Below are 25,749 nucleotides of genomic sequence, written 5' to 3' on the forward strand. Positions count from 1 at the left end.
GGAAACGTGCATGGCCGTGGGCATCTTGGATGCTCATGATCGGCCATGCGGTGCAGACTCATCAAGGGGAAGGGACCGGCGCGAAGGCCAGGCGTCTTCCAATCACTTGATCGCAGGTTATTCGTCCGTCGAAGCTTCGGAGTCTTCCGGACTCGCGTCTTCGGAAGCCGCTGGTTTCACATCAATCCGGTACGCTTTCGCGATCGCTTGGCGGCTGTAGTCGATCGACTCGCCCAGGATTCGTGCGGACTCCTGGCTGGCATGGAATCCCTTGCTGTTTTCGCTGGCAATGTAGTCCAGACGCCACATCGCTTTGCGTTGCAAGTCACGAATCGGTTTGAGTTGTTCTTCGGTTGCACCGGCTTCTTGGACTTCGATGATCGCGTCCAGCATTTCGGTCATCGCGTTGGCAGCGCGATCGATCAGGGCTCGCGTTCGATCTTGGATCACATCGACGCGAGCTTTGATTTCGGCCTCGGGAACCTTGTGGCAGGTTTGGCAGGCCTTGTTGATGTTCATCATCGGGCTGCGAACCCAGTGACTGCTGACCTTGGTCGCACCGACCTTTTCGAACGGCATGTGGCAATCGCTGCAACTGACGCCGGCTCGGGCGTGAATGCCTTGGCTCCAAAGTTCGAACTCAGGGTGTTGAGCTTTGTAGACTTTGGTGCCGGTGGTTTTGTGAACGTAGTCGTAGAACTCTCCGCCATCGGGGAACGTGGTGGCGTCCCATTCGGCCTCGAGGTTTTCCATCTTCAATCCGTTGCTCCAGGGGTAGGTCAACGTCATCTTGTTCGCACAGTAGTACTCGACGTGGCACTGGCCGCAGACAAACGATCGCATCTCTTGGCGAGTCGCCATCGTGTTCGGATCGTAGTCGCCTCTCTTGCCGCTATCACGCCAGGACTGGATGCTGGGCAGGTGTGGAACTTCAGCATCGCTCTTGGCGAGTTTGTCGATGCCCAAGATGAATCCGGGGCGAGTGACTCGAATCGACATCGTCTCGGGGTCGTGGCAATCCACGCATGAAACCGGATGGGCACCACCGACATGAGGATCGCCGCTGGCGGCGTCAAATCCATCGGGAGTCTTTTTGAGTTCTGCGTGGATCTCTTCGTACTTCTTGGTGCTAACCGATCGGAAGCCCGCCAAGACAGCTTCCTGTTGAAAGCCATCGGCCAGTGATTTCGCGTCGGCCGGTTTGCCTTGTTCTTCCAATCCGATGCGTCGGTACGTCGCGGCGATGGACGCGTGGCAGTGCAAGCAAGCACCGGATTGCTGAACGTCGGTCACTCGCTTGGTGACTTCTTGGTCGGCCAACATGTGAGCGTGACCACGTGCTTCGCGATAATCAATGCTGAAGGCATAGCCAGCAAACAATCGTTTCAGCCAAGGCGATTCTTCCAGCTTGCTGGGTGGCAAAGCGTGGTTGCCACCGAAGTCGGTGTAATCGTCGTTGACCGTTTTCAGGTAGTCCTCGTATTGCTGCGGGAAGTTCAGACCCCAGGGTTCTGGGGCGGTGCTGATTTCAGTGACGTCGACCACCTTGGTGAACGGAGCTCTGGCCTCTTGCTTGCGTTCAAAGATGTTGACCAGCAACGCGACAACGCCGAACGTTGTGAAAGCGGTCAGTGCGGTCAATAGAATCAGCCATCCGAAGCTGCGTGGTTGCTGATCGGACATGACAAACCTTTGCGAACGAAGATTGAAAGAAGAGGTCGAATAGGAAGAACGTCAAAGAACGAGGTCGACACCAAAAACGGTGTCAACGCGGATGCATCCAGTCCACTTTGCCGTGGCCCGCATGGCCAACGTCGGCATGGCAATGGACGCAGTTCTGCATGTCACCTTGCGAGGTCGCGGGCAACAACGCATGCACAAAATCACGATGGCAGTCCACGCAAGTGCTCTGAGTGACTCGGCGGTTGCGTGGTTTGATTTCGATCGGATCGGAATAGCCACCCAAGGTGAATGCCAAGGAGTGGAAGAATCCATTGTCGCCTTTGACGACCCACTTGCCGATTTTGTCGTGCGGCAGGTGGCAATCATTGCAAACGGCAACATGGTGGTGAGAACTCTGCTGCCAAGAATCAAAGTGCGATTGCATCACATGACAATTGACGCACGTCTCGGGTTTGTTGCTCAGGTAGCTGGCACCTTTGCCGTAACCGAAAGTGAACGTGCCGATACCGGCGAGCAGTCCCAGTACCAAACAAAAGGCAAACGTTGCTTTTGAATTCCGGGTTTTCGCGGAGTTCTTGATCGGCATCGGTTCCGATGGATCGCCGGTGGCAGATCGCATGATGATCCATTCCTTTCGCGAGACCCAAGCCAGGTCAGAGATGACTCGCTTGGTGGGTTGGAATGTAACAACTTGCACGTGCGTGTGCACCTTTTGGATGACCAAAATGTGCTTTGTTATCAGAACTTCATCGGTCTCTATGCGGAGCGATCGGACACTCGCGATGCAGGTGTGCTTATCTGCTCAGTTTCCATGTTGATGTGTGACTCTACGGCACGCTCTCGTAACCATCCGGTGCGCGGAGAAGCTTGTTATGCGTATGGACTCGTCGCGTGGTCTGCCCCTGCGGATCGACGAGCTCGCCGCCGGCCTCGCACCATCCCAGTATCCCCGGTCGATAGTTGCGAGCCGGGATTCCGTTGTGCAGACATCGTTGAGCGAAAAGTAAGCTTCGACCTCCAACGGTGCAGGACGCAATCACCGTTCGATTTTTGAGTTCGTCCCGCCGCGACCAAAATTCGTCCATCGAAATGGCACCGGGGATTTGAGAAACATCTCGCTCGGATTGTGAACGGACATCCACCAGGACGAATGACTCGTCATCCCGTTCTAGCAAGCCTCGCAGTTCCTCGGTCGAGATGTCTTCGACTCGGCTTCGCCTGACGAACGGGGCGATCCAATTGAGCCAACGAACAAATTGTTTGGACAGCCAAACCATGCGTGTTTCCTAACGAGGCGAAGTGCCAACCAAACGGTCGTGAGCGAGGGGATACATTGTTGGCGGATCGAGGACCTGGATGAACCTGAAAAAAGTCCAGATTTGGCGTTTGACTCTCCCGTTGGAGGAGGCCGTAGGATGGCGGACATGTTCAGCATAGGCGAATTTTCCAAGGTGACCGGGCTGACGATCAAGTCACTCCGGTTTTATCACGAGCAAGGTGTTTTGACGCCAAGTCGTGTCGAAGCTGGGAGCGGGTACCGTTACTACTCGGAATCACAGATCGACACCGCGCGGGTGATTGCGCAGCTTCGTGGGTTGGATTTCTCCGTGGCTGATGTTCGAGAGATATTGAGCAACCACAGTGACGACGCCGACATCGTCGAACGCTTGAAGTCCCAACGGGCTGTGATCAAAGAGCGGATGAAAAAGGATCGTGACATCGCCGGGTTGCTCGATCAAATCATTGTCCATGAAACCGAGGCAACCAAAATGATGAGCCAGACCAACTACGCCGTCGAGGAAAAGAACGTTGACCCTTGTTTGATCGCAAGCATTCGCATGAAAGGGGCCTACAGCGAATGCGGTAAAGGATTCGCGAAAATTGGCCGGCGCCTGGGGCGATTCATCAATGGCAAACCCATGTTGTTGCACCACGACACCGAATACAAAGAAGGGGACGCTGATTTCGAGGCGTGCATGCCGGTCAAAAGAGGCGAGTCGAACGACGAAATCACCGTCAAAGAATTGCCTGGCGGACGAGCCCTGTCGTTGATGCATTTAGGACCATATGAGGAGATCGGTCGGTCCTACGAAAAGATCATGAAGCACGCGAAAGCACAGTCATTGAACTATGACGTGCCGACGCGGGAGATTTACCACAAAGGACCCGGCATGATTTTCAAAGGCAACCCGAAGAAGTACCTCACCGAAATCGTTTTTCTGATTTCGGACGACGTTTCCTGAAGTTCGCTTGTCCATCAGCCAACCTGTTTCAACCATCATCTGAGGTCTCATCATGAGCGATGCCATTTCCATGTTCCTTTCCGCTCCGACCTACGCCGTCGCGGGGGCTTCTGCTCGCCAGCACAAGTATGGCAACAAGGTCTTTCGGGCCCTGATAGGATCTGGGCGAGACGCGTACCCTCTCAATCCGATCACCGAAGAAATCGAGGGGCATCAGGCGTACCCGCGGATTCAGGATTTGCCGACGGTCCCCGAGGCGGTTTCGATCATCACCCCGCCCGAGGTGACTCGCAAAGTGGTCGCGGACGCGATCGAAGCGGGCGTGAAGCACCTGTGGATGCAACCCGGTGCGGAGCATGAAGAAGCCAGCCAGGCAGCACGGGAGGCGGGGCTGACCGTGATCGACGACGGCAGTTGCATCTTGGTGCTGCTCGCTCGCGAATGAGATGCAGCGTCCGGTTGACGTTTGGGAGATGGGAACGGAACGTCGCTGGCTATTTCTCGACGGAGTAACCCGCGTTCTTCCAGGCACTCATGCTGCCGGGCACATTGTGAACTCGCTGGAAACCGTTTCGTTGCAACACGCTCGCAGCGATGCTCGCTCGATACCCACTGCCGCAATAAACCGCGACGGGCTCGTCTCGGTTCAGGTCCAACTCGCCGTTGACGCCATCTCTCATGTCAGCGACGTAGTGGTGTTTCGCTCCTGAAATTCGATTGGATTCGAACTCGGAAGGGGCACGAACGTCGAGGATCTGAAACTCACTCTGGTGTTCGTTCAGATCGTGAACGGTGAGTTGTGGCGTGGTCGACAACGGCAGTCCAGCATTGTCCCAGGCTTTCATACCACCGACGAGATAGCCTTCGAAGCGATGCAATCCAACGACCGCAAAATGCCACGCAACCCAGTCCAATCGGGTTTCGTCATCCACGATGAGCAAGATTGGCTGATCGTAGTCAAGCATGTCGCCGGCCCAGACGGATAGTTCAGGTCGGTCACCTAAGTTGATTGCACCCTCAATGTGGCCTCCGCCAAACGCGAGCATTTGACGTGTGTCGACGAGTTGTGCTTGGCCAGTCTGAATGGCTTCTTGGAATGGCTTCGGAGGCAGGCCCGGAACGACCGGGGCGTGACCAATCAGATCGGGGCCCTCGGCATTGATCTTCTTCAGAATCGGATAGTGTTGGGGCACCGGCGGAGCACCCTCGCTGACGAACTTTGCGAATTCGTCGAAGTCTTCGTGCTGCAAGAACGCATTGCTTTTGCGTTCCTGGCCAATGGTCGTCATCGGTCGTTCACCGATGCTGGCTCCACACGCCGAACCGGCACCATGACATGGGTAAACGATGACGTCATCGGCGAGTTTTAAGTAATAATCACGAAGCGTTGAGAACAGTTGCTTGGTGAGTTCTTCGGTTTCCTCTTCCCCCAGCAAATCCGGACGGCCAGCGGATCCGACGAAGAGCGAGTCGCCACTGAGCACACCCCAAGGTTCGTTTGGCGAATCGGAATCAGCCAGCTCGTACGACAAATGTTCAGGCGTGTGACCAGGCGTGTGTCGGGCGGTGATCTTTGTGGATCCGAATTCAAACGAATCGCCGTCCTTGATTCTTTGAACGTCGAATCCGTAGCTGGCATCGCCTTCGCCGCTCGCGAAAATCTTTGCGTTGCCGACTCTGGACTGCAGTTCGCGCGAACCGCTCATGAAGTCTGCGTGGATGTGAGTCTCGAAGATGTGCGTGATCGCGACGCCGTGTTGACGGCTGAGACGGACGTAGGTCTCGACGTTGGGTTGTGGGTCGATGACCGCCGCGGTTCCGGTGCTGTCATCGCCGATCAAGTAGGACAGTTGCGAGATTCCTTCCGTTTGAATGCTCTCAAAAATCATGGTCATCGGACTCACCTGGATGTCTGGAAAAAAGTGTCAGTGGAATCGGTCCAGCGAGGTTCGTCGTGGAACCTCGCTGGGTTCCGTTGCCGCGAATGGGCGACCGCGGTTCGAGTTCCCAATGGATCAATTCGCAGCAGCTTGGGTGCGGTTGTTGACGTATTGCTTCACGAATTGTTCCAGCTCGGGTTTGTCGCATTCGAAGCCCATCTCTTTGGCTTTCTCAAGTGCTTGTTCGCCCGAGATTCCTTGTTCCACCGCGGTGTGCATCATCATCATCGCTCCGGCCCGCTTGCCGCTTTTGCAGTGAGCGAAAACCGGTTTGGGAAGCGATTGGTATTGCTCCCGAAATTGGTCCACCTTCTTTTCGTCCATACCGTCCATTGAGACCGGGACGTGGAGATACTTCAGGCCGGTTCCCTGCACGACCTCGCCTTCTTCTTCTGGAGACAAGGGCTGTTCGTCCTCTCCCGCGGTTCGAAAGTTGATCACAGAACGAAAGCCGTCGTCTGGCAACGATTTCAGTTCTTCCTGGCTAGGTTGTGGGCCGACGGTCAATTGATCGTTGAATTTCATTCGATTTGACATAAGGAACTTCGTGTCCGATGGGGATGTATTGGTTGGAAAGTGTCGTCTGTCGAAGATCAAACGATGAGCAACTGATGTTCCAGATGCTCGTGTCCACCAGCACGGCGGTGCCGAATTCGGTTGCCTCTGATTGTTTTTGTGAGCTGATGCCGTGTTCACGCCGGGACATCCTCAGGTGGAAACGCAATGTGTGCAGAAGCCGGACATCGGTGTGACGGATCGCACACTTCCAGGCGTTTGAGTGCCGGAAAACCGGCTTGGACGGTTTGGCACCAAGATTGCAATTTTGTGAAGAGGACCACCGCTGCGAGCGATCAGGCGTTGCTATCTAGGTTCGGGATCGCATTTCAAAACCAGGAGTCAGAGTCATGCACAACGTTCTGTTGGCCATTGATGGGTCGAAAGCTTCAGAAGAAGCCGCCAAGTTTTTTGCTCGTATTCCCCACTTTGATCCTGTCGAATTGACCCTGGTGTCGGTTGTTCACCGACGCTTTGTGCATGCCAGCTACGCGACCAATGAGCTGGTCGAAAAAGCGTTTGAGCAGGATCGCGTGGATGCTCTGCGAAGTTTGGATCGCATCGCCGAGTTGTTCGATGGTGCGAACGTTCGCGTGCGATCGGAACTGATCGAGGGCGTCGTTGGTGAATCCATCGTGCAAAAGGCGAAAGACATTCGGGCTGATCTGGTGGTGGTGGGAGCGACCGGGCACTCTCAAGTCAGCCGCATGTTGCTGGGAAGTATTAGCGACTTCGTGGCAACTCATTCGCCTTGCAGTGTTTTGGTCGTGCGTCCCCAATCCATTCCCAAAGCCTCTGCTCCACTAAAAGTTTGCTTGGGTTACGAGGGCACCGGCCCGTGCCAAGCCGCCTTGGAAGAGTTGAAAGAGAGTCCTTGGCGTGGGGAAACCGAACTGCATGTTGTGACGGTTGCCGCTTGCTTGAACGAGATGTACGCCGATTCTGACTGTGTTCAGCACTACAAGGATCAACTTGTTCAGGCAAAAGAACAGCTCGAAGAAGTGTCGGATTCCGTAACAACCCACTTCATCGAGGACGTTCACTACGGCGAAGGCATCACACGTTTTGTGGAAACCCACGACATCAACTTGGTTGTCTTGGGCGAAACGCCTCGATCGCAGTTCAGTCGTTTCCTCTTGGGAAGCACTTCCCAGTATGTGCTGAGACACGTTCCTTGCAGTGTGTGGATCACTCGCAACCGAATGATCGAAGGCTTGAAGGGAAAACAGTCCAAGTCGAATGCACGCTCGGCGATGAGCTGAAGGCGATTGCTTGAATGAGCAACGAAGCGACGATTGATGTCAATCGATCGTTGTCTTGGCAATCAGGACGTAGCGTGGAAACGCTACGTCGTATTGGCCGATTGGCGTTAGCGGGCTATGGATTGAGTCCTACGCTTTCAATGTAGGCAAACCCGATGAATACCAACTTGCCTCAAAGATCGGGCGTTTGAAACTGCTGCGAAGCTCGTCTGCCGAAGCACCAGGGTTCAATATCCGAAGGCTCTGTGTTAGCCGAAGGTGCTGGGCCAGCGAACATCAGGTGCTGGCCAAAGACTGCTCGGCGATCTGTCCATGTGCTTTGGCACGGTCGTCTCGATCGCGAATGATCAGGACGCTGCAATCCGCATGGCGGAGGACGTAGCGTGAGGTGCTGCCCAGGAACACGCGGGTGAGCAAACCACTGTCGCTGTCGCCGGTTACGGCCAAGTCACATCCGTGCCGACGCCCGTATTCAACCAAGGCTTCGCCCACGTGGTCGGATTCGACGAAGTGAGTTTCTGTGTTCAGGCCAAGCTGCTGAAGCTTCGTTTCGAAGTCGAGGATCTGGGCCTGAGCCTGTTCGTGTTGTGCCTGCCATGCATCGGAGGCTTGCTGACGCAGGTCTTGTCGATAGAACGAGAATCGGTCAAGGACGCGCACCAAATGAACTTCCACGTTGGGACGCAACTTCAATTCACGTAGCCATGTCAGCATCCGTTCGTCTTCGGGGCGTCCGGACAAGGCCAGCATGATCTTTTGCAGGCCCGGTTCCACATCGGCTTCGCTGGTAGGACGCACAACAAGGGTGCTGGTGTCAGCGTGTGTGGCCACGTAGTCGGATACGCTTCCTAGTAGCACGCGTTCGATCGCCGAGTGGCCAATCGCACCCAACACGATCAGGTCCGCGCCGGATTCCTCGGCCACGTCCAACAATGCGGATGTCGGTGGTCCAATGGGCACATGGGTGTGAACCGAGTGAACATGGTCCTGAGACGTCAAATCGCTCGCTACTGCCTCAATCGCTTCGCGACTTCGGTCGGTTTCGATTTCGAGGAAACTACCGAAATCCATCGGCATGCTCATCCCGCCCGTGTCGACCAACATGGGCGGTGCAACCACCGAAACCAAATCGAAGTCAACGGGCTTTCGAAGCGGTAAGTGCGACGCAAACTCAACCGCTTGTTGCGAGTAAGGAGACGAATCAACAGCCAGTAGAACTCGCATCGTTCAATTCCCAAGGTGAGGTTCTGAAAATGATTTTCTCGGAGGGGCTGAGTTTCCAACCCTCATGGAAATGGATTCAGTTGCAAGGTTCAGACCAACGGGCATTTTGCTTGGAATGGTGAGCGAAGTGTGACGGGATGGCACAGGTTGGCTTCGCGGTGCCACGGGCAGCACGGACCCAGGTGCAACGACTAGCGAACGATTAAAACCGATTGACTCGCATGCCGGACGACAAAGCGACTGACGCTTCCTAGCATGACTCGTTCCATCAACGAGTCATCTTGGTCACCGACGACAATCAAATCACAGGCATGCTCGTTCGCATATTCGAGGACCGCCCGTCCGACATGCGGGGACTCCAACAAGTTCGGCTTCACCTTCATTCCGAGAGCTTCCAAGCGTGGCCGGGTGGACTCCATCAGCTTCCAAGCCGCGGAACGGACTTCTTCCATGTAGGCGGCGACTTTCTTGAGCAAATGCAGTTCGTACTCGGGGTGTGTTTCCATCACGTGAACCAAGTGAACTTCGCAATTCGGAACCAGTCGCAACGCTGCGACCCAGTCCGGCAAGGCGGTGTCCGATTCGGCATTGCTGATGGCGATCACAACACGTGAGAACAATCCGTTGGACGGTTCGCCATCTGTGGTGGCAGGTCGATGCACCAAGCAGGTGCGCGAGGATCGATTGGCGACGTAGTCCGAGGTGCTGCCCAAAAGGATTCGCGAAAAGGCCGAATGACCGACCGAACCGATCACGATCCAGTCCGCGTCAAAACGTTCGGACATTTCTATCAAACCGCGGCCGGGATGACCTTGAGAAACGGAGCACTCACATGAGCTGAACTTTTCACCGAACTCCTGCTGCAGTTGCTTCAATTGGTTGTTTTCAATCTCGAGTCGAGATTCGAACACTTCCTGCGGAATCCAAGGCATGGATGTGTCATCGACCGTGTACAGCGGCGGTTCTTGAACAACCGTTGCCAAAGAGACTTCGCAGGCTGCCGCCAGCGTGGATTCGGACAATGCCTGCAACGCATTGTGTGCAGGCGCAGATGAGTCAATCCCGATGAGTGTCCGTAGTTTGGGGCCATTGCTTTCGTTCATAACGTTTCTTCCGCTGGAATTCCTTGTTCGAACCGTTCAAGCAATCGATACAGTTTGCGTCGATGAATGCCCAAGTGGCGAGCCGTTTTGGCCTTGTTTCCGCCGAGTTGTTCCAGCACTTTCAACACGTGTGTTTTAATCAAATCGTCCACTTTCAAGCTGCTGTCTCCCAGCATCAGAAGCGGCGTCGATTCGGAAGAGCATTCTTCGTCAGCGGGATCCGCGCAGGTGGCTTCTTGGCCGAGCTGCGATGAATCCACGCCCGTCGACGAAGCTGACATCGAGCCGTGGTTCGATGGCAGATTGGACAATTCACGGGGCAAGTCATCCATGGTGATCACTTGATGATCCGCCAGGATCGTGGCCCGCTCGACAACATTGATAAGCTGGCGAACATTGCCGGGCCAATGATACTGAACCATCGTATCGAGAGCTTCTTTGTCGAAGGACCAACCTCGTGGAAGAAAATGGTGGAGCAGCAATTCAATGTCGCCTTCACGTTGCCGGAGTGGCGGCAGATTCAGCGTGAGAACATTGATGCGGTAAAGCAGGTCCTCTCGAAATCTGCCCGCTTTGACTTCCTCCAGTAGGTCACGATTGGTGGCCGCGATCAGTCGCACTTTCACCTTGCGTTCTCGATGGCAACCGATCCGGCGAAGCGATCCATCTTCTAGGACGCGAAGTAATTTGGGTTGCAACGCGGGAGGCAATTCGCCGACTTCGTCGATAAAGAGCGTTCCTCCATCGGCGACTTCGAACAGTCCTGGTTGATCGGCGGTGGCGCCTGTGAACGATCCCTTTTGGTGCCCAAAGAGTTCGCTCTCAACCAGCTGAGCCGGCAAGGCCGCGCAGTTGATGGTCACGAATGGTCGATCGGCCAAATCACTTTGTTGCTGAACCGATCGTGCGACGACTTCCTTGCCCGTCCCGCTTTCGCCTTCGATCAGCACCGGTTTTCGAGTTGGAGCAACTTTGTTGATCATCCGTGAGAGTTCTTTCATCGCGAGGGAGTCGCCGATGAGTTTGGGTGTCGGGCGGTTTCGATGCACGATCGCTTTGAGCTGTTGGTTTTCTTTCTTCAGATGCCCGCGCTGCTGAGCTAGTTGGACGCGGTGTTCGAGATCGGCGAGTGAACATGGCTTGGTCAGAAAGTCACAAGCACCCATCTGCATCGCTTGCACGCAAGCCTCGATGGTACCTTTGCCAGTTAGAAACACGACCTCAACGTCATGTGATTCTTCGTGGACGCGTTGCATCAACTCCAATCCACTCATGCCGGGCATGTCGATGTCGAACACGGCCACGTCAAATGACTCTCGGTTGAGGAACGACATGGCTTCGGCACCACTGGCTGCCAACCGGACCGTGTGTCCCATCCGCTCCATGAACTTGCCACAACTGCGACGGTAGTCATCTTCGTCATCAACGAGAAGAATTTTGATGGCAGTTTGACTCATGGTGATACCGTTCAAGAAGAAAGCGTTTCAACAAGCTGTGTTCGCCCAGGTCGAACTGCGATCCTCGTTCCAGCACGTGAAAAGCCAACTGCAGGCGTTTTGGACCTGCTTTTCGTGCGTCTTGGATCACTTGGTGTGCATTATGGCACAGCTAGCCTGGGGCGTGAAACGAACCTGCAAAACGAACAGTGAACAAACCATTCGTCACATCGGCATCCAAACGGATTGATGCGTGTTTGGACGCGGGTTTGATTGAGCGGTGGTGTCACAAACGGCAGCATGGCACGACGTTCGCGAAGCGAGCGGGTGATTCAAGCTTTGCTTTCAAAATCACAAAAGGACTTGTGATGTTGCTACCGTTCAGTTGTCGTCTGGCCCCATGACTTATCTCAATCACATTCTCGTCATTGAAGACGATCTTGATGCTGCCGAATCATTGTCGGACATGCTGTCCATCGATGGGTTTCAGATCACGACCACCGCGAGTGTTCAGAACGCGATGGAGCTTTTGGAAGACCAGCGGTTTGGTGTGATTTTGACGGATCGACATTTGCCCGATGGTTTGATCGAGCATCGGCTGCAGGAAATCTTGGAAGTCAGTTCCAGGACACCCGTTATCGTCGTGACGGGGTACAGCGATCTGCAGGCTGTTATCCTTGCGTTTCGCCAAGGGATCTCGGACTACGTGATCAAGCCGATCATCCCGGAAGATTTGATCCAGACCGTTCGTCGGATTCTTGACCGACGTGTTTTGGAGCAGCATCTCAAGGTCGAGCATGCTTTTGCCGAACGCATCCAGTCAACGGCCGAAGCGATCATCTTGGTGATTGATTTCGATGGCCGAGTGATCCACTTCAATCGGTTCTTCACGGAGCTGACGGGCTGGGCTCAGGACGACCTGATCGGAGAGAATTGGTTCGAGCGATGTATCTATCCAGAAGACAGGGATCGGTTGATCAATGTTTGCGACACGATGTCTCGAACCGATCGCTATCGTGGGTGCACGAATCGGATTCGTTGTAAGAACGGCGAGGCTCGCGAAATTCGATGGTCAAATTCCAAGTGGAGTGACGCCGATGGCGGTCAGCAGTTCATTCTCGCCATTGGAATCGATGTTTCCGACTTGGAAGAAGCGACTCAGCGTGCCGTTCGTGCGGAGCGTTTGGCTGCGATCGGAGAAACCGTCGCGGCCTTGGCTCATGAGAGCCGGAATGCGATTCAGCGAATCAAGGCAGCAGCGGAAGTCCTCGCCATCAACATTCGTGGCAATGTGGATTCGGAAGAAGAATTGTCCGTCGTCCAGCGAGCTGCATCCGATTTGTCGACATTGCTAGAGAGCGTCCGAGCCTTTGCGGCGCCGATTCACGCGAAGATGGAGTGTGCGGACCTTCGTGAGATATGGCGACGGTCTTGGGATGATCTGAAGTGCAAACGTTCGGGCCGCGATGTTCTGCTGGTTGAGAATGTGACCAGCTGTTTGCGAGAAGTGAAAGTTGACGTTTGCCGGATGGAGCAACTTTTTCGCAACCTGTTCTTAAATGCGCTCGAGGCCAGTGACGGTCCCGTTCGCATTGAGATCGATTGCGAATGCAACGAAGAGATGGTGTGTTTGAAAGTGATCGATGACGGACCGGGGCTCAGTGCGGAGCAATCCGCTCATCTGTTCGAGCCCTTCTACACGACCAAGCCAACCGGAACCGGTTTGGGGATGCCCATTTGCCAACGCATTGCGGAAGCTCATGGCGGCACGATCGCCGCCGGGAATCATTCGAATGGAACGGAGGTGGCGATTTGCGTTCCACGAGTGAAGGCAGCATTTTTGGTGAGCTGATTCAAAGTTTCAAACAGATACGCAGGTGTCATCGGGCATGTGAGCCATTCGGCGTTGGACACGGTTCCCTCGCTTAACCGAGGCCAACGCCCAAACGGCTCACGGGATTCAATCCAATCATTCCTGCTCGTCCTGTCGATCGCAGGCATTCCACGACGCCGAGCGATCAGGCCTTGCGCACAAACTCGGACTTCAATCCCATCGCTCCGATTCCATCGATCTTGCAGTCGATGTCGTGGTCGATGTCGTGGTCGATGTCGTGGTCGATGTCGTGGTCGCCATCGACCAAGCGGATGTTCTTGACTTTGGTGCCCACTTTGACCGTCTGGCCGGCACCTTTGACTTTCAAGTCCTTGATGACAACCACCGTGTCGCCATTTTCGAGTGCGTTCCCGTTGGCGTCGCGAATGACGTCTGCTTCCGCCGCGGCCTCGGCCTCAGCTGGCGACCATTCATGCCCGCAGCTGGGACAAACCAATAGGATGCCATCTTCATAGGTGAATTCGCCGGCACACTCGGGGCAATTTGGCAGGTCACTCATTCGAAAAAGTTCGTTTGATGGGATCGGATAGGATGAAACGTCATTGTCGCAGGTTGAGCGGATGCGCGTAGTGGACGTTGCCTTTTGAATGCATTCTATCGTCTGCCCTCTCCATTTCTTATGAGGGAGCACCAATAGCCCGATGGAACTTCCCGGGACCCAGTGGTGTCAGAAGAAAACGACTCTGCATGAGGATGTCGTTAGAAAGTCCGTTTTATGATTGGCCTCGCAATTCATGAATGTTTCGTGTCCCGGTTGTCAGCGCGCCCTCAAAGTCTCGGATCAGGCAGCAGGAAAGCGTCTGAGGTGCCCTCATTGCCAAACGCAGTTTCGCTTGCCTTCCCCGAAGCCTGTTGTTGCGAGCCAACCTGTAGCGGCAAAAGCGGCCGTTCGTCCGGCGGTATCCACCCGAAAGCCCACGCGGCCCGTCGGTGCATCCTCGTCGCGGGCGGTGACTCGAACGCTACCTCAGCAACCCGCCACGGTGCGTTCCTTCGCGGGTACGAATGGCGCGGGAGGTTCCGGGGGCGCTCGCCTAATCAATCGACACGGGAAGAAGAGCCAAAACGGCGTGTTGGCCTGGGTGAAGACGCATAAGTTTCATGTCGTGGTCGCTTCATTCGCCATTTTGAATCTTTGCCTCAGTTTGCTTGCACCGTGGCCGATGTTCATCGTCGGGATCTTTGAGGTCGTATTGGGAGCAATCGCGATTGGGCTGTTGTTCCTGCCTCGGTTGCATGTTCTGAAACGGGTTTTTGGCGAATTGGGCAGTACCTTCGTCAGTGCAGCCGCCGGTTTGGGAACGACAGGAGTGCTCTGCATTGCCGGGGCCGTGCTGCTTAAAGTAGGCATGCGACTCAATCGCAGCGGTGCGGCCGCAAATTTGGACTTCAGTGGATTGCAGGGTGGTGGCACCGCGGTGCTCATGCAGGTCGCATTCATTTTCCTGGTTGGGATTGTCATGATCTCACTGTGGTACTGGATTGGAATCGCGCGAGCCTTGGCTGCGACCTACGTCGCTCAAGCCGCTTTCATGGCAGTGATTGTTTTTGCCACTGTTCTATCGGCACCTCCCATTCCCAATGCCAGCTGGCACGATCAGGACATCTCCAATGAGTTCCCCAGTCCTGGTGGACCGCGCGGGCATGCTCATCCGCTTCCTTACGGTCACCCGGGTAATTTATCTACACCCGATGTGTTCCGCTCGGTCAATCCCTTCGGAGTGCCGGCGGAGGAAGCGGTTCGAGTTTTGATCGAATTCTCAGAAGGCCGGGACGCGGAATCCATGCGGTTCAAAATCGTTTCCGCATTGAAGGGTCGGCAATGGAGGGTACGTGCATTCGATGGCGAGCTCGTCGTTTGGATTCGGACGACTCAGCCTTTCGAAGAGGTGCAAGATGCAATGGAAAGCATCGAACAGATTGAAATATTGGATTCATCTGAATCCGACCGATCGTTCCGCGTTCGGAAAGCATCTTGAGGAAATTGTGTGTCCGACTTCTCAGACATTGAAGGCATTCCGCAGGCGAATTGTATAGAGCGACCGCTGAACGCGAGCTGATCTACATCGCGGTGGAGAGTTGCATGTGCGCCATGTTGATGGTGCACCCCACGAGCCCGCAATCCAATTCGAGCGAGACGCAGTCGCGTTTCTAACGTTGATCGTCGGAATTGGTATCATCGCGGAGAACGCGAAGATCCACGAGGTGAGGATCGTTCACTTGGTGTGACGAGCCAATAGTTCGTCCATCAGGCATTTGAAGTCAGGCGACAAGAGTTGGATGACGACAAAAGACATCGCCGTGGCCGGCGGAGTGTGATCGAAGAATTCTTCAATGGAGCCCGACGCCGGCGGAAGCTCCAATGTCGATCACAAGCACTGGATGGTTGCTGGAGTCGCTCATGTTGTGTCTCAGGTAGAGGTGTTCGTTTCAGAATTCGGCCGACGGAATGCCAGTGCATTCACGCGTTGTTGGCAATTCCTGTTGGTCTTGGACTACTTCTTTGGTAGCTTCACCACGTTGACCCAGAATTCCTGGACGCTTTGAATCACCTCAAAGAATTGGACAATGTCGACTGGTTTGACGATGTAATTGTTGGCAGCCAGCCCGTATGATTCGTGGATGTCACGTTCTTGACTGGACGTAGTTAAAACGACCACCGGAATCGCCTTGATCAGATCGTCGGATCGGATTTCTTTGAGAACCGTTCGACCGTCCATTCGAGGCATGTTGAGATCGAGAAGGATCAAGTCGGGGCGAACTGCATCTTTGTACTCGCCCTCCTTGCGAAGGAATCGTAGCACCTCTTCACCGTCCCAAACATGATAGATGTTGTTTCGGATCTTACCTTGTTGCAATGCATCAATGGTTAGTTCTGCATCGGTTTCGCTATCTTCGGCCAGCAGGATGTCGATGGGTTTCTCTTGGTTTGGCATGTTGAGCTTCCTGAGCGGATGATTCGGTTTTGGTAGCGATAGGGAGGGAGACGCGGAAGGTTGCGCCCTCGCCTTGTTCTGAAACAAGCGAGATGGTTCCGTGGTGACGCTCCACGATTCGTTTGCACAGGGCTAGGCCAATGCCAGTGCCCGGGATTTGTTCTCGACGATGCAAGCGTTTGAATAATTCGAAGACTTGAGCATGGTGGTTTTTTGAAATTCCGATTCCTTGATCCGCGACGGTGATGTTGAGTCGAGAACCATCGGATTGGGAGTCAATGTTGATCTTGGCTGTTTGCCCTGCTCTGCGAAACTTGATGGCATTGCTGATTAGATTTTGAAACAGTTCGACCAGGGAACCCTCGTGACCGTGGACAGTACCCAACTCTCCGATCTGGATCTCGGGTTCGGTTTCTTGAATCGTTTGCGAAAGATTCTGAAGTGCGGTTTGCACGCAGTCGTTGAGATCAATCTCTGCGAATTCCAGCTCCGATTGACCGACTCGCGAAAGCGTCAGAATGTCGTCGATCAAAGCCTTCATTCGGCCGGCACCTTCTATGATGTGCTTCAGGTAGCTTTGTCCTTTTTCGTCGAGCGAGTTGGTGTGCCGTTGTTGGAGAAGTTGACTGAATCCTGTGATCGCTCGCAGGGGTTCTTGAAGGTCGTGCGAAGCCGCGAAAGCGAAGCGTTGGAGTTCCTGATTGCTTTCTTGGAGCTCGTGTTCATATTTCTTGCTGTCTTCAATGTTGAAGATGGTTCCTGCTGTTCGGATCGGGGTTCCGTCGCGATCAAACAGCGTGTGGGCATGCGTTCGAAACCATCTATAGCGATGTTTGTTGTCGAGCATGCGAAATTCCACGCTAAAAGGTTTGCGCGTTTGCTGCTGGTTCGCCAGCCTTTCTTCGAAAACCGCCATGTCATCGGCGTGAATTCGATCACGGCTGGCTTTTATGTTTTCGGGGAACGAATCCGTGTCATTCCCCGCGAACCCCAGCATTTCTCTGAATTTCGGTGCGTACTGGACCTCATCGGTTTGGCGATTCCAGTTCCAAATTCCGCCGCTTTGACCGAGCAGTTCGATGTAAACAACTTGGTTTTGTAGGTTCTTAATGTGTTGGCGGACGTTCAAGGTCGCCAGCGTGATCGCAGTGCCCAGACCGAGGACGACGTTGAGTATCATCAGCATCCGAGTGAGTCGTTCTAGGCGGCCAGCTTCAGCTCGATAGGCTCCATTGAGCGAATCGACAGCTGTTTGCAGTTCGTGCAAAGTGGGCGCATCATCAAAGCGAACTGCATCGTCGATTTCACGCGCGGACGCGTTATTGCTGGCCATCTCATGAACAATTTGCAGTTGATCGGAATACTCCGCGACCATGCGCCGAGTTTCCGGTAGTGGCCTGCCTTGGATGGGGCCTTGGTCAATCTGCTCCAATTCGAGAATCAGCCCAAACGCAGTTTCAGCGTTCTGGATCGCGTCTTCGTAGTACTGGGACTCGGTCGGACGAAGGACATAGTTTTTGAAGTTGTGAATGAGCCCGCCGTATCCAATTTCACGTTCCAGCCGTTCGGTCGTGTCAATCGCTCGTGCTGCATTCTCGTTGACGTGCTGGCGTTGTTGATCGGCCGAAATCATGAACCAGCTGATGACGGTTACGGCAGCAATGCATAAGCCAATGCATAGAACGAGCGTGGAAGTACGCATTGAGATTTCTTTTGCGTGTTGTTTGTGCCGAACAGTGGCATTTTGCTGCTAATTGCGGAAAAACGCAAGGGATTGTTGCAGACGCGACAGCGGACATCGTTCGTGTACTTGGTTGCTTTCATGCCGGGGCGTGATTCACCTGCACGCGATTCCTGATACAGACGCGCAAATTTCGCGCAATGCGAAAGCTGGCAACGTCCAGCGTGCCGGCTTGTTTCGGCCGTTCCGATATCCACCTGGGCTTGGGGGCAAAGAAATTCCAACGAGAATGTCGCCAAATGGGCTGTTGATGGTTGGCTTTGCATCAGGAGTCTATGCGGATTACGTATGTTTGGCGACCCTTGCAGTTGCGGTTGGCTGCAGCTTGGGGCCAGGTGCAGGGAGTTGGTCATCTCGTTTGGGAAAATCGCAGTGGGGCTGGTCAGCGACCGACGTTCCATCGCACCAATGCGTTCAACATGGTCTTGTTGAAAGAAGTCAGGCGAGTGCGGTTGTATTGATCGCCAAGCTTGCGGATCGCCTCGGCTTGTGTCGGATAGGGATGGATCGCGTTGGCGATCGCACCCAGCCCCACGTTGTTGTTCATTGCAACGGTGATTTCCGAGATCATGTCGCCGGCGTTTCTGGCGACGATCGTTGCGCCAATGATTTTGTCAGTGCCCTTTTTCGTGTGAATCCTGACGAATCCCTCTTCTTCGCCCTCGAGGATCGCCCGATCAACTTCGTCGAAGTGTTGGATATACGTGTCGATATCGATGCCCGCGTCCTTGGCGTCTTGTTCGTACATGCCGACATGAGCAATCTCGGGGCGGGTATAGGTTGCCCAAGGGATGATCAAGTCGCTTGCCTTCTTCTTACCGAACAGTCCGATCGCGAAAAGCGAGTTTTGGATCACGATGCGTGCCAAGAAGTCCGCCACGTGAGTGAATTGATACTTGGATGCAACGTCGCCCGCTGCGAAAATGTTGGGGTTGGTGGTTTGAAGGTTGTCGTTGACCTCCACACCGTTCTTGTCGAATTTCACGCCGACGGCTTCGAGGTTGAGCTTCTCCACGTTCGGTGCCCTTCCCACGGCGACGAGCAATTGATCGACCGGTTGGTCGTAGTGCTGGCCATGTGAGTCGACCGTCAAACGGATGCCATCATCGTTTTTGATTTCGAGATCGTGCCCACAACAAAGCAACTGAACGCCATCCGCCAACATCGCTTTTTGAACGATGTCAGCGGCTTCGCGATCTTCTTTGGGGAGAATTCCATGCTGGGACTCAATCAGGAAGACTTCCGATCCTAGCTGGGCAAACGTTTGAGCCATTTCGCAGCCGATCGGGCCGGCACCAATGATGCCTATTCGCTTTGGAAGTTTTGTCAGAGAGAAAACGGTTTCGTTGGTCAGGTAGTCGACTTGATCCAAGCCTTTGATCGGTGGAGCCGCCGCTCGGGCTCCGGTTGCGATCACCGCTCGTTTGAACGCAAGTTCGGTCCCTTGAACATCGATTGTTTGCGAGCCCGTGAAGCTGGCTTGCCCAAAGTAGACGTCGACGCCCAAGTCCTGGAAGCGTTTGGCGGAGTCGTTTTTGCTGATCTTTGCGCGGAGTTCCCGCATGCGGCTCATGACCCCGCCGAAATCGATCTCGGTTCCGCTCGGTACGTGGACAGAAAAGTCCGACGCGTTCTTGATGGTTGCGGCCACTCGAGCCGCACTGATGACTCCTTTGGACGGTACGCATCCAACGTTTAGGCAATCACCACCCATCAAGTCTCGTTCAATGAGGGCGACTCGGGCTCCCAGCCCAGCGGCTCCCGCCGCGGTGACCAATCCCGCTGTGCCGGCACCAATGACAACCAAGTGATACGGTTGTTTCGGACTTGGATTGGTCCAATCGGTCGGGTGAACGTTCGCTTCAAGTTGTCGATTGTGTTCGTCGTGGGGAAGCAGAGCGTTCATGAGGTGGCCAGAAAGTAGAAAGCGTCGAAGAGAGTGATTGCCGTTCGATCCAATCGAACTATCTCGGGTGCCGATTCGGCAGCGAGTGATCGATGTTGGGGCCGCTCGGATTAGACGAATCTGTTTCGCTCGCGTCGACCGTCGGTTGCACAAGCCAACTGGTGACCGTTCTTTCAATGCGATCGGAGTTCATCGAGGCATAACTGGCAACCAAGGCAAATGTCACGGCAGTCGCGGCCAGAAGCACCGTGCGACGCGTGTTGGGAGTCGCCCCTGAACCGGATTGATTCGATACGTCAGCGTCCTCGCTTTCATCTTGGTCGACTTGTTCATCCAACTTTTGGCTGGCCAGTCGCGTGACATAGACCGTGACCGCGATCGTTGCCAGCAATCCCACCGCCAGCATCGCCCATTCCGCGGTGGTGCGTTCGCGATCCGCGCCGACTGCCGCTCCGGTGATATGCCCCAGATAAACGTAGAGGAACGTTCCGGGCAACATTGCCAGCCAACTGGTGAGAACGTACGGCCAGAAGCGAATCGGAGTCAGACCGTACAGGTAGTTCTGCAAGTTGAATGGCAAGGCCGGCGACAACCGAAGCAACCCAACGATCTTCCATCCGCCTTCTTCGATGGCTCGATCGATCGCGGCGAAGCGGCGATTGTCTTTGGCAAGTTCGGCGACTTTGTCTCGAGCGACATAACGCGATATCAAGAACGCCAATGCGGCACCGACGGTCGAGCCAATCGAAACCACTATGGTGCCAACGACCAATCCAAAGATCGCTCCAGCGGCAAGAGTCAAAATGGTGCCCGGCACGAACAGAACTGTCGCGACGATGTACAGCAACACCAGAACCAGCGGCCCCCACCATCCCAGGCTGCCAATCCACTCATTCATCGCCGATGTGACGAGGTCAAATGGAAGCGTGCGGATGATGACTAGCAGGCCGACCAGGATGGCCGCGATGGATCCCCAGCGGACGTACTGATTGATTTTCGCAACGGAGGTCTCGGCTGGCATGAAGTGATCTCATTGGCTGACGTTGCGAAGGGCTCCCACACTGGAAACGGTCAAGACGATGGGCGGCACCATGAACGTCAGTCCGATTTTAGCAGCGTGACCAGTTTGGAGGTTTCTGTTGCAGATCACGTCGCGTTGGTTGATTGGATTCATAATCGCGTCAACAATCACGCGGCAGATCAGTCCGCGAATGGTGATTCATTGCCTAGTTGCCAACGGATCCGATTTCACCAGTCAAAGGGTAAGTCGGAACGTGAAGGCAGGATCGAAGCTTCGAAGTTTGTTTGTCCGCCGATGGGCCACGACGAAGTTTTGTTGGAATAGTGAAGCGGCCACCTCATCCGCCAATCGCGGCGAATCCGAAGTATTCAACCGCGAGCACTGCAGGTGTCAGCCTTTTAATAACGAGCCCATTCGATGATCACGATCTCGGCGGAACAACCTTGTCATCACGCTTCGGTCCGGCAGCTCACCGCTTCGGCCTTTGAAGCGTCGGAATTTGGTCATCATGGCGAAGCGGAAATGATCGAAGCCTTGCGTGGCAATTCCGAGCGAGTCATTTCTTTTGTTGCTCTTTGTGACCATCGCGTGATCGGGCACGCAATCGCGTCTCCCGTCGTCATTCGTTCTGGCGAAAGTGAAACGAGTGGTTTGGCGATTGGTCCGATGGCGGTGATGCCGTCGTTTCAGCGGCAAGGCGTTGGTTCGCAACTCGTTCTCGCGATCATTGAGCGAGCGGAAGCGTCTGGAGAGTCTTTTCTGGCGGTGGCTGGGCACCCGGAGTTTTACACTCGGTTTGGCTTTCGACCGAGTTTAGATTTTGGCGTTCAACACTGTTTTGAAGGGATGCCTGACGACGTGTTCTTCTTGCAGAGTCTACAGAAAACGTTTCCAGATCACTTCGCGAATGGTCGGCTCGTTTACTCCAGCGTGTTTGGTCGGCAAGACCGATTCGCCTGATCGCAAACAGGCAATTGTCTTGGGCGTAACGGCGAACCATTGCCTAGCATTCGTGTCCCATTGATAGACGTCTCATGGTTTGGCCGCTGTGGACCAAGTATGAATGATACGAACCTCGTTCTATGGAGAGGGACCCACGATGACGATGGTGGTGACAGAGCCGTGCATCGGCTGCAAAGACAAAGCTTGCTTGACCGTGTGCCCGGCGGAGTGCTTTCACGAAGATGAGCGGATGGTTTACATCAATCCCGACGACTGCGTTGATTGCGAAGCATGCATTCCCGAATGCCCCACCGAAGCCATCTTTGGCGAGGACGACGTACCGGAGCAATGGAAGGACTTCATTGCCTTGAACGCAATCAAGGTGAATGAGTGCCCGCCGGCCGATGGGTAATTCGCGTTAGTGGATCAGTATGGCGGCGTGAGTCGGCGAAAGCCGTGGAAGAAAACGATGGCAAGGAACGCGAGATTGCGAAGGACGACTCCGATTGGATTGATCCGAGGCGCCTTGTTAGATGTTTTTGCGAGTGCCTGCGGCAGCAAAGTGTCAGCGAGTTCTTGAGCGAGTTGTTCGATCCACGTGACGCTACGCGGCCAGTCTTGGATACCGTCTAGCCATTCCTGTGGAATGCCATCGCGTCCCACTCCGGCACCGACGATTCCGCCAACAATCGCGGCGGTGGTGTCAGCATCGCCGCCGCAGTTGATGATCGAGGTGACCGATTGTCGGTAGTCGTTTGGGCTGGAGAGCCAAGCGTGAATGGCGACCGGAACCGTGTGAAGGGTGTAGCCGGTCACGCCTCGCGAAAGTCCCTGTGAATCGGCAAATTCTTGCGTTGACTCTCCTGACCCAACGCTGGCGATCGCGGCTCGTATTCGATTCAGTAACTCTGATTGCTCGTCGTTGATCGCCCTAGCGACGTCGTTGAACCAGAGATTGGCATCGATCGTGGAAGAGGTTCGAGCATGCCGGGCGGCAAGTGCGACCGCGATCGCACCCTGTTCGGCCTTTGGATCGGAATGAGTCAGTCGCGATGAAGCACGAACGAAGTCCAGCATCAGCGGAAGATCGTCGATCGCCGCACCAAAGATGGGTGCGCGCATCGCTGGGCCGTTGCCGGCAGAAAACACGCCGGCGGTTTGTGGCTTCGCACCCAACCAAAGTTTGATGCCGGATCGAGCGGTTGCTTTGCCGACTCTCGCGGGAAATCCCAAGATCCACCATCGCAAACGCCATGCGAGGGTTTTTGTAAATTGATCGACGTCGGATGGAGATTCCATCAATGATTGAGCCACCATGCAGGTGTGCTCCGTGTCATCGGAAATCATCCCGTGGCCAAAGAAAAAGCGATGCCTTGTTGGCTGGCCGAGAAGCCGTGCGGCTCGATCGGGAGGCAAGCCTTCGTAAGGTAGTCCAAGAGCGTCACCGACGGCGGTACCCAGCATGCAGCCGACAATGGATTCGCGGTTCAAGAAAGCTGCTCCTGGATGAAACGGTGTGTTCCGGTCAGTCGAGTTTGAAAATCAAACAGCGGATCACGTTGGGAAAGTGAGGTAGGCCGGTGGAACTGAATCGACCAACCAGACTTCATTCTCAGAGAGATAGAAAGTGTGGCCTGCTTGCTGCATTCGCTGTGCGGCGATGAGAAGGAGTCTGGGTTTGCCACGTCGGGAACCAACATTGGTTGCCGTGGCTTGGTCGGCGGACAGGTGAACGTGGTTTCGAGATCGCTTTTGCAATCCTTGTTCACGGATGCGTGGAAGGAATGCATCCACCGTTCCGTGGTATAGCGTCTCGGGTGGACTTGCGGCGGTCAGGTTCAGGTTCACTCCAGAAACAGAATGTCCTTGGCTGGCGCGGATGCGAAGACCGTCGTCGCTCAGGACAAAACGTTTTTTGTCGTTGGTCGCGACCACTTCGTGAATCAATTCCAACGTCAGCTTCTTGCCGCGTGTGTTTGCATTTTCAATCAGTCCATTGATTTCGAGCCAGCCTTGCTCGTCCAGCGACATGCCGATGATATCGGGTTGGTGTCGGAGGACGAGGCTCAGGAATTTGCTCGTCGACACAAGTCGTTTATCTGCTTTCATCGCGATGATTCTATTGGAAGACAGGGTTGATGTTACGAAGTGGTACGTCGCGTCAAATCAACGTTGTCGTAGAGATGCATTCCTTCGGTGCGCGATGACATCAACGGTTGAGCAACGATGCCACCAAAGCGGGCTTCGGTCACGTACACCGGGCGGCGATGGATCAGACATACCACGGAGCCGCATACCCTGGACGCGGTGTCGGGCTCGTCCACGTAGCCAAAGCAAAAACCGCCTGAAAAGCTCACGTTTCCAAAGTTCAATCGGCGGCCATCCCCGTCTTCCGCCAGAGCCACGCACTCCTTGCAGATGTACCAGGGATAGCGAAGGAACACGCGTTGCTTGCTGCCACAAACTGGGCAGTGGTGGTCGGGCAGTTCGCTCGTGGATGATTGCTGGGCCATGGCCAATTCAGGTTTCAGATTGCTGTTTCGAAAGTGTCAGGTTCAGAGGCACGAATGATTGCAGAATCGGTCGCGGAAATGTGGGGAAACCCCAAATACATTGACCGTCGGTGGAGCGTCTTGTGGTTTAAAAAACGGGAGTTTCCGGGCACGTGGGCCCAGGTCTCGCGATGGATTCGTTGCTGAAGCCATGGTTGTTGGAAAAATCTCAAGATTGAATGGTTGACACCTCGTGATGTGACGATATGTTTGAGTAAGTAAGAAACAGGGGAGAACGAAGTTGAACAGCAAATCAAAACCCAGGAACGAGCTTCCGTCAAAACCGCCCGGCACGGTGAGTGACTTTGCACAAGCCGCGGAATGTTTGAAGGTCCTCGCTCATCCGGTTCGTTTGCGAATCGTTCAGATGTTGTTGCACGGTCGATACACGGTTGGCGAACTGGCTTCGGATTGCGAGATCCAGAACAACGTTGGCTCGGACCATTTGCGGTTGTTGCAGCGTTGTGGCTTTCTGACCAGCGAGCGAGACGGACGCAAAGTGTATTATCAAATCGCTGAGTCTCATTTGGAGCAACTGATGGCCTGCATCGAAGGACGTTTCCAGGCGTCTTAGAAGCAATACAAATTGACGGGACGAATGGTCGTCCTTTTTTTTAACTTGACATATCGTCGCATCTCGAGGTTTCGATCTTTTTGTGGTGCGATCCTACAACGGAGTCTTCTCATGCAGTCAATCACAGTTCAAGAACTCGCCCAAAAGCAGAACAGCACCAGCGTCGATTTGGTCGATGTTCGGATGCCAACGGAGTATCGCGAAGTGCATGCCTCCGGGGCGGTCAGTGTTCCTCTGGATTCATTGGATCCAAAGGCGGTGGCGCAGAGCATGCAAAACGGAAGCGGCGAGCCGATCTATGTCATTTGCAAGAGTGGAAATCGATCGAGCAAAGCCGTGCAGAAGTTCATGCAGGCGGGCGTGCAGAATGTTGTGAATGTGGATGGTGGGACCAACGCATGGGTGTCTGCTGGGTTGCCGGTCGTCCGAGGTCAGAAGGCAATGTCACTCGAACGTCAGGTTCGGATCTTGGCGGGGTTTCTGGCGTTGCTGGGTGCGGTCCTGGGCTTCTTCGTTCATCCCTACTTTATCGGGCTGTCCGCCTTCATCGGTGCCGGTTTAATGTTTGCCGGAATCACTGATACGTGCGGGATGGGCATGATGCTTTCCAAGATGCCCTGGAATCGATGCGGAGATTCAGGGTCATGTTCAGTCTAGCAATCTTGTTCGGCTGCATCGTCGGTTTTGCTCTCGGGCTTACCGGCGGGGGCGGCGGGGTTTTTGCGGTGCCTTTGTTG

At 54.6% G+C, this 25,749-nt stretch carries 26 protein-coding genes; 9 read left to right on the plus strand and 17 right to left on the minus strand.

Annotated elements, in window-relative coordinates; translation table 11 throughout:
- Positions 1-117: 117 nt before the first annotated feature.
- From B2R17_RS20310 to B2R17_RS20320, 3 genes are all read right to left on the minus strand, one after another.
- Positions 118-1,683 (minus strand): ammonia-forming cytochrome c nitrite reductase subunit c552, encoded by a 1,566-nt coding sequence (locus B2R17_RS20310; protein ID WP_286765405.1) that lies wholly within the window; start codon positions 1,681-1,683, stop codon positions 118-120.
- An 82-nt stretch (positions 1,684-1,765) separates the two neighbouring features.
- Positions 1,766-2,302, minus strand: a complete 537-nt coding sequence (gene nrfH, locus B2R17_RS20315; RefSeq protein ID WP_037249878.1) for a cytochrome c nitrite reductase small subunit — start codon at positions 2,300-2,302, stop codon at positions 1,766-1,768.
- Positions 2,303-2,510: 208 nt separating this feature from the next.
- Positions 2,511-2,960, minus strand: coding sequence for a rhodanese-like domain-containing protein (locus B2R17_RS20320; RefSeq protein ID WP_286765406.1), 450 nt, complete (start codon positions 2,958-2,960; stop codon positions 2,511-2,513).
- Positions 2,961-3,107: 147 nt separating this feature from the next.
- On the opposite strand from B2R17_RS20320, the gene B2R17_RS20325 reads away from it, so the two are divergent.
- Entirely contained in the window at positions 3,108-3,926 is an 819-nt protein-coding gene (locus B2R17_RS20325; RefSeq protein ID WP_286765407.1) for a MerR family transcriptional regulator, read from the plus strand.
- A 52-nt stretch (positions 3,927-3,978) separates the two neighbouring features.
- Positions 3,979-4,371, plus strand: coding sequence for a CoA-binding protein (locus tag B2R17_RS20330; protein ID WP_008664030.1), 393 nt, complete (start codon positions 3,979-3,981; stop codon positions 4,369-4,371).
- 49 nt (positions 4,372-4,420) lie between these two features.
- On the opposite strand, the gene B2R17_RS20335 is transcribed toward B2R17_RS20330, so the two are convergent.
- Positions 4,421-5,815, minus strand: coding sequence for an MBL fold metallo-hydrolase (locus B2R17_RS20335; RefSeq protein ID WP_286765461.1), 1,395 nt, complete (start codon positions 5,813-5,815; stop codon positions 4,421-4,423).
- A gap of 126 nt (positions 5,816-5,941) precedes the next feature.
- A complete protein-coding gene (locus tag B2R17_RS20340) occupies positions 5,942-6,403 on the minus strand; it encodes a beta-lactamase hydrolase domain-containing protein (RefSeq protein ID WP_008664025.1) in 462 nt (153 codons plus the stop codon).
- 368 nt (positions 6,404-6,771) lie between these two features.
- Between B2R17_RS20340 and B2R17_RS20345 the strand changes: the two genes are divergently transcribed.
- Positions 6,772-7,683: a universal stress protein gene (locus B2R17_RS20345; RefSeq protein WP_286765408.1), complete on the plus strand. Its 912-nt coding sequence runs from the start codon at positions 6,772-6,774 to the stop codon at positions 7,681-7,683.
- 276 nt (positions 7,684-7,959) lie between these two features.
- Here the strand turns inward: B2R17_RS20345 and B2R17_RS20350 are convergent, their stop codons facing one another.
- From B2R17_RS20350 to B2R17_RS20360, 3 genes are all read right to left on the minus strand, one after another.
- Positions 7,960-8,907, minus strand: a complete 948-nt coding sequence (locus B2R17_RS20350; protein ID WP_286765409.1) for a universal stress protein — start codon at positions 8,905-8,907, stop codon at positions 7,960-7,962.
- Between the two features lie 191 nt (positions 8,908-9,098).
- On the minus strand, positions 9,099-10,010 hold the full coding sequence (locus B2R17_RS20355) for a universal stress protein (RefSeq protein ID WP_286765410.1): 912 nt from the start codon (positions 10,008-10,010) through the stop codon (positions 9,099-9,101).
- Complete coding sequence (locus B2R17_RS20360) at positions 10,007-11,467, minus strand: sigma-54-dependent transcriptional regulator (RefSeq protein ID WP_286765411.1); 1,461 nt, start codon at positions 11,465-11,467, stop codon at positions 10,007-10,009. The genes B2R17_RS20355 and B2R17_RS20360 overlap by 4 nt, the downstream gene beginning before the upstream one ends.
- Positions 11,468-11,846: 379 nt before the next feature.
- Here B2R17_RS20360 and B2R17_RS20365 point away from each other — a divergent pair, with 379 nt between their 5' ends.
- On the plus strand, positions 11,847-13,298 hold the full coding sequence (locus tag B2R17_RS20365; protein WP_286765412.1) for an ATP-binding protein: 1,452 nt from the start codon (positions 11,847-11,849) through the stop codon (positions 13,296-13,298).
- A 166-nt stretch (positions 13,299-13,464) separates the two neighbouring features.
- Here B2R17_RS20365 and B2R17_RS20370 read toward each other — a convergent pair whose 3' ends face one another.
- The gene (locus B2R17_RS20370) at positions 13,465-13,839 is read right to left on the minus strand and encodes a zinc ribbon domain-containing protein YjdM (RefSeq protein WP_286765413.1); all 375 of its coding nucleotides are present in this window, start codon (positions 13,837-13,839) and stop codon (positions 13,465-13,467) included.
- A 451-nt stretch (positions 13,840-14,290) separates the two neighbouring features.
- Here B2R17_RS20370 and B2R17_RS20375 point away from each other — a divergent pair, with 451 nt between their 5' ends.
- A complete protein-coding gene (locus tag B2R17_RS20375; RefSeq protein ID WP_286765414.1) occupies positions 14,291-15,319 on the plus strand; it encodes a hypothetical protein in 1,029 nt (342 codons plus the stop codon).
- Between the two features lie 516 nt (positions 15,320-15,835).
- On the opposite strand, the gene B2R17_RS20380 is transcribed toward B2R17_RS20375, so the two are convergent.
- Genes B2R17_RS20380 through B2R17_RS20400 form a run of 5 tightly spaced genes read right to left on the minus strand, consistent with a single transcriptional unit; the run spans position 15,836 to position 20,944 of the window.
- Complete coding sequence (locus tag B2R17_RS20380) at positions 15,836-16,276, minus strand: response regulator (protein ID WP_037252392.1); 441 nt, start codon at positions 16,274-16,276, stop codon at positions 15,836-15,838.
- A complete protein-coding gene (locus B2R17_RS20385; protein ID WP_286765415.1) occupies positions 16,230-17,909 on the minus strand; it encodes a sensor histidine kinase in 1,680 nt (559 codons plus the stop codon). The genes B2R17_RS20380 and B2R17_RS20385 overlap by 47 nt, the downstream gene beginning before the upstream one ends.
- Positions 17,910-17,926: 17 nt before the next feature.
- The gene (locus B2R17_RS20390; protein ID WP_286765416.1) at positions 17,927-18,370 is read right to left on the minus strand and encodes a hypothetical protein; all 444 of its coding nucleotides are present in this window, start codon (positions 18,368-18,370) and stop codon (positions 17,927-17,929) included.
- A gap of 29 nt (positions 18,371-18,399) precedes the next feature.
- Entirely contained in the window at positions 18,400-19,923 is a 1,524-nt protein-coding gene (locus B2R17_RS20395) for a mercuric reductase (RefSeq protein ID WP_286765417.1), read from the minus strand.
- A 58-nt stretch (positions 19,924-19,981) separates the two neighbouring features.
- A complete protein-coding gene (locus tag B2R17_RS20400; protein ID WP_286765418.1) occupies positions 19,982-20,944 on the minus strand; it encodes a TVP38/TMEM64 family protein in 963 nt (320 codons plus the stop codon).
- Between the two features lie 417 nt (positions 20,945-21,361).
- Here B2R17_RS20400 and B2R17_RS20405 point away from each other — a divergent pair, with 417 nt between their 5' ends.
- Positions 21,362-21,904, plus strand: coding sequence for a GNAT family N-acetyltransferase (locus B2R17_RS20405; RefSeq protein ID WP_286765419.1), 543 nt, complete (start codon positions 21,362-21,364; stop codon positions 21,902-21,904).
- A 139-nt stretch (positions 21,905-22,043) separates the two neighbouring features.
- Entirely contained in the window at positions 22,044-22,298 is a 255-nt protein-coding gene (locus B2R17_RS20410) for an indolepyruvate ferredoxin oxidoreductase subunit alpha (protein ID WP_286765462.1), read from the plus strand.
- Positions 22,299-22,312: 14 nt separating this feature from the next.
- Here the strand turns inward: B2R17_RS20410 and B2R17_RS20415 are convergent, their stop codons facing one another.
- The 3 genes from B2R17_RS20415 to B2R17_RS20425 all read right to left on the minus strand — a co-directional run bounded on the left by B2R17_RS20415 (position 22,313) and on the right by B2R17_RS20425 (position 24,399).
- Positions 22,313-23,377 (minus strand): ADP-ribosylglycohydrolase family protein, encoded by a 1,065-nt coding sequence (locus B2R17_RS20415; RefSeq protein ID WP_286765420.1) that lies wholly within the window; start codon positions 23,375-23,377, stop codon positions 22,313-22,315.
- Positions 23,378-23,440: 63 nt separating this feature from the next.
- Positions 23,441-23,995, minus strand: coding sequence for an RNA 2'-phosphotransferase (locus B2R17_RS20420; RefSeq protein WP_286765421.1), 555 nt, complete (start codon positions 23,993-23,995; stop codon positions 23,441-23,443).
- Between the two features lie 32 nt (positions 23,996-24,027).
- Positions 24,028-24,399 carry a hypothetical protein gene (locus tag B2R17_RS20425; RefSeq protein WP_008668700.1) on the minus strand — a complete coding sequence of 124 codons (372 nt, stop codon included), beginning with the start codon at positions 24,397-24,399 and terminating at the stop codon, positions 24,028-24,030.
- A 280-nt stretch (positions 24,400-24,679) separates the two neighbouring features.
- Between B2R17_RS20425 and B2R17_RS20430 the strand changes: the two genes are divergently transcribed.
- The gene (locus tag B2R17_RS20430; RefSeq protein WP_286765422.1) at positions 24,680-25,012 is read left to right on the plus strand and encodes an ArsR/SmtB family transcription factor; all 333 of its coding nucleotides are present in this window, start codon (positions 24,680-24,682) and stop codon (positions 25,010-25,012) included.
- Positions 25,013-25,123: 111 nt separating this feature from the next.
- Positions 25,124-25,669 carry a rhodanese-like domain-containing protein gene (locus tag B2R17_RS20435; protein WP_286765423.1) on the plus strand — a complete coding sequence of 182 codons (546 nt, stop codon included), beginning with the start codon at positions 25,124-25,126 and terminating at the stop codon, positions 25,667-25,669.
- The last annotated feature ends 80 nt before the right edge of the window (positions 25,670-25,749 follow it).

It is taken from the genome of Rhodopirellula sp. UBA1907, assembly GCF_002337565.1.
GTDB classification, from domain to species: Bacteria; Planctomycetota; Planctomycetia; order Pirellulales; family Pirellulaceae; genus Rhodopirellula; species Rhodopirellula europaea.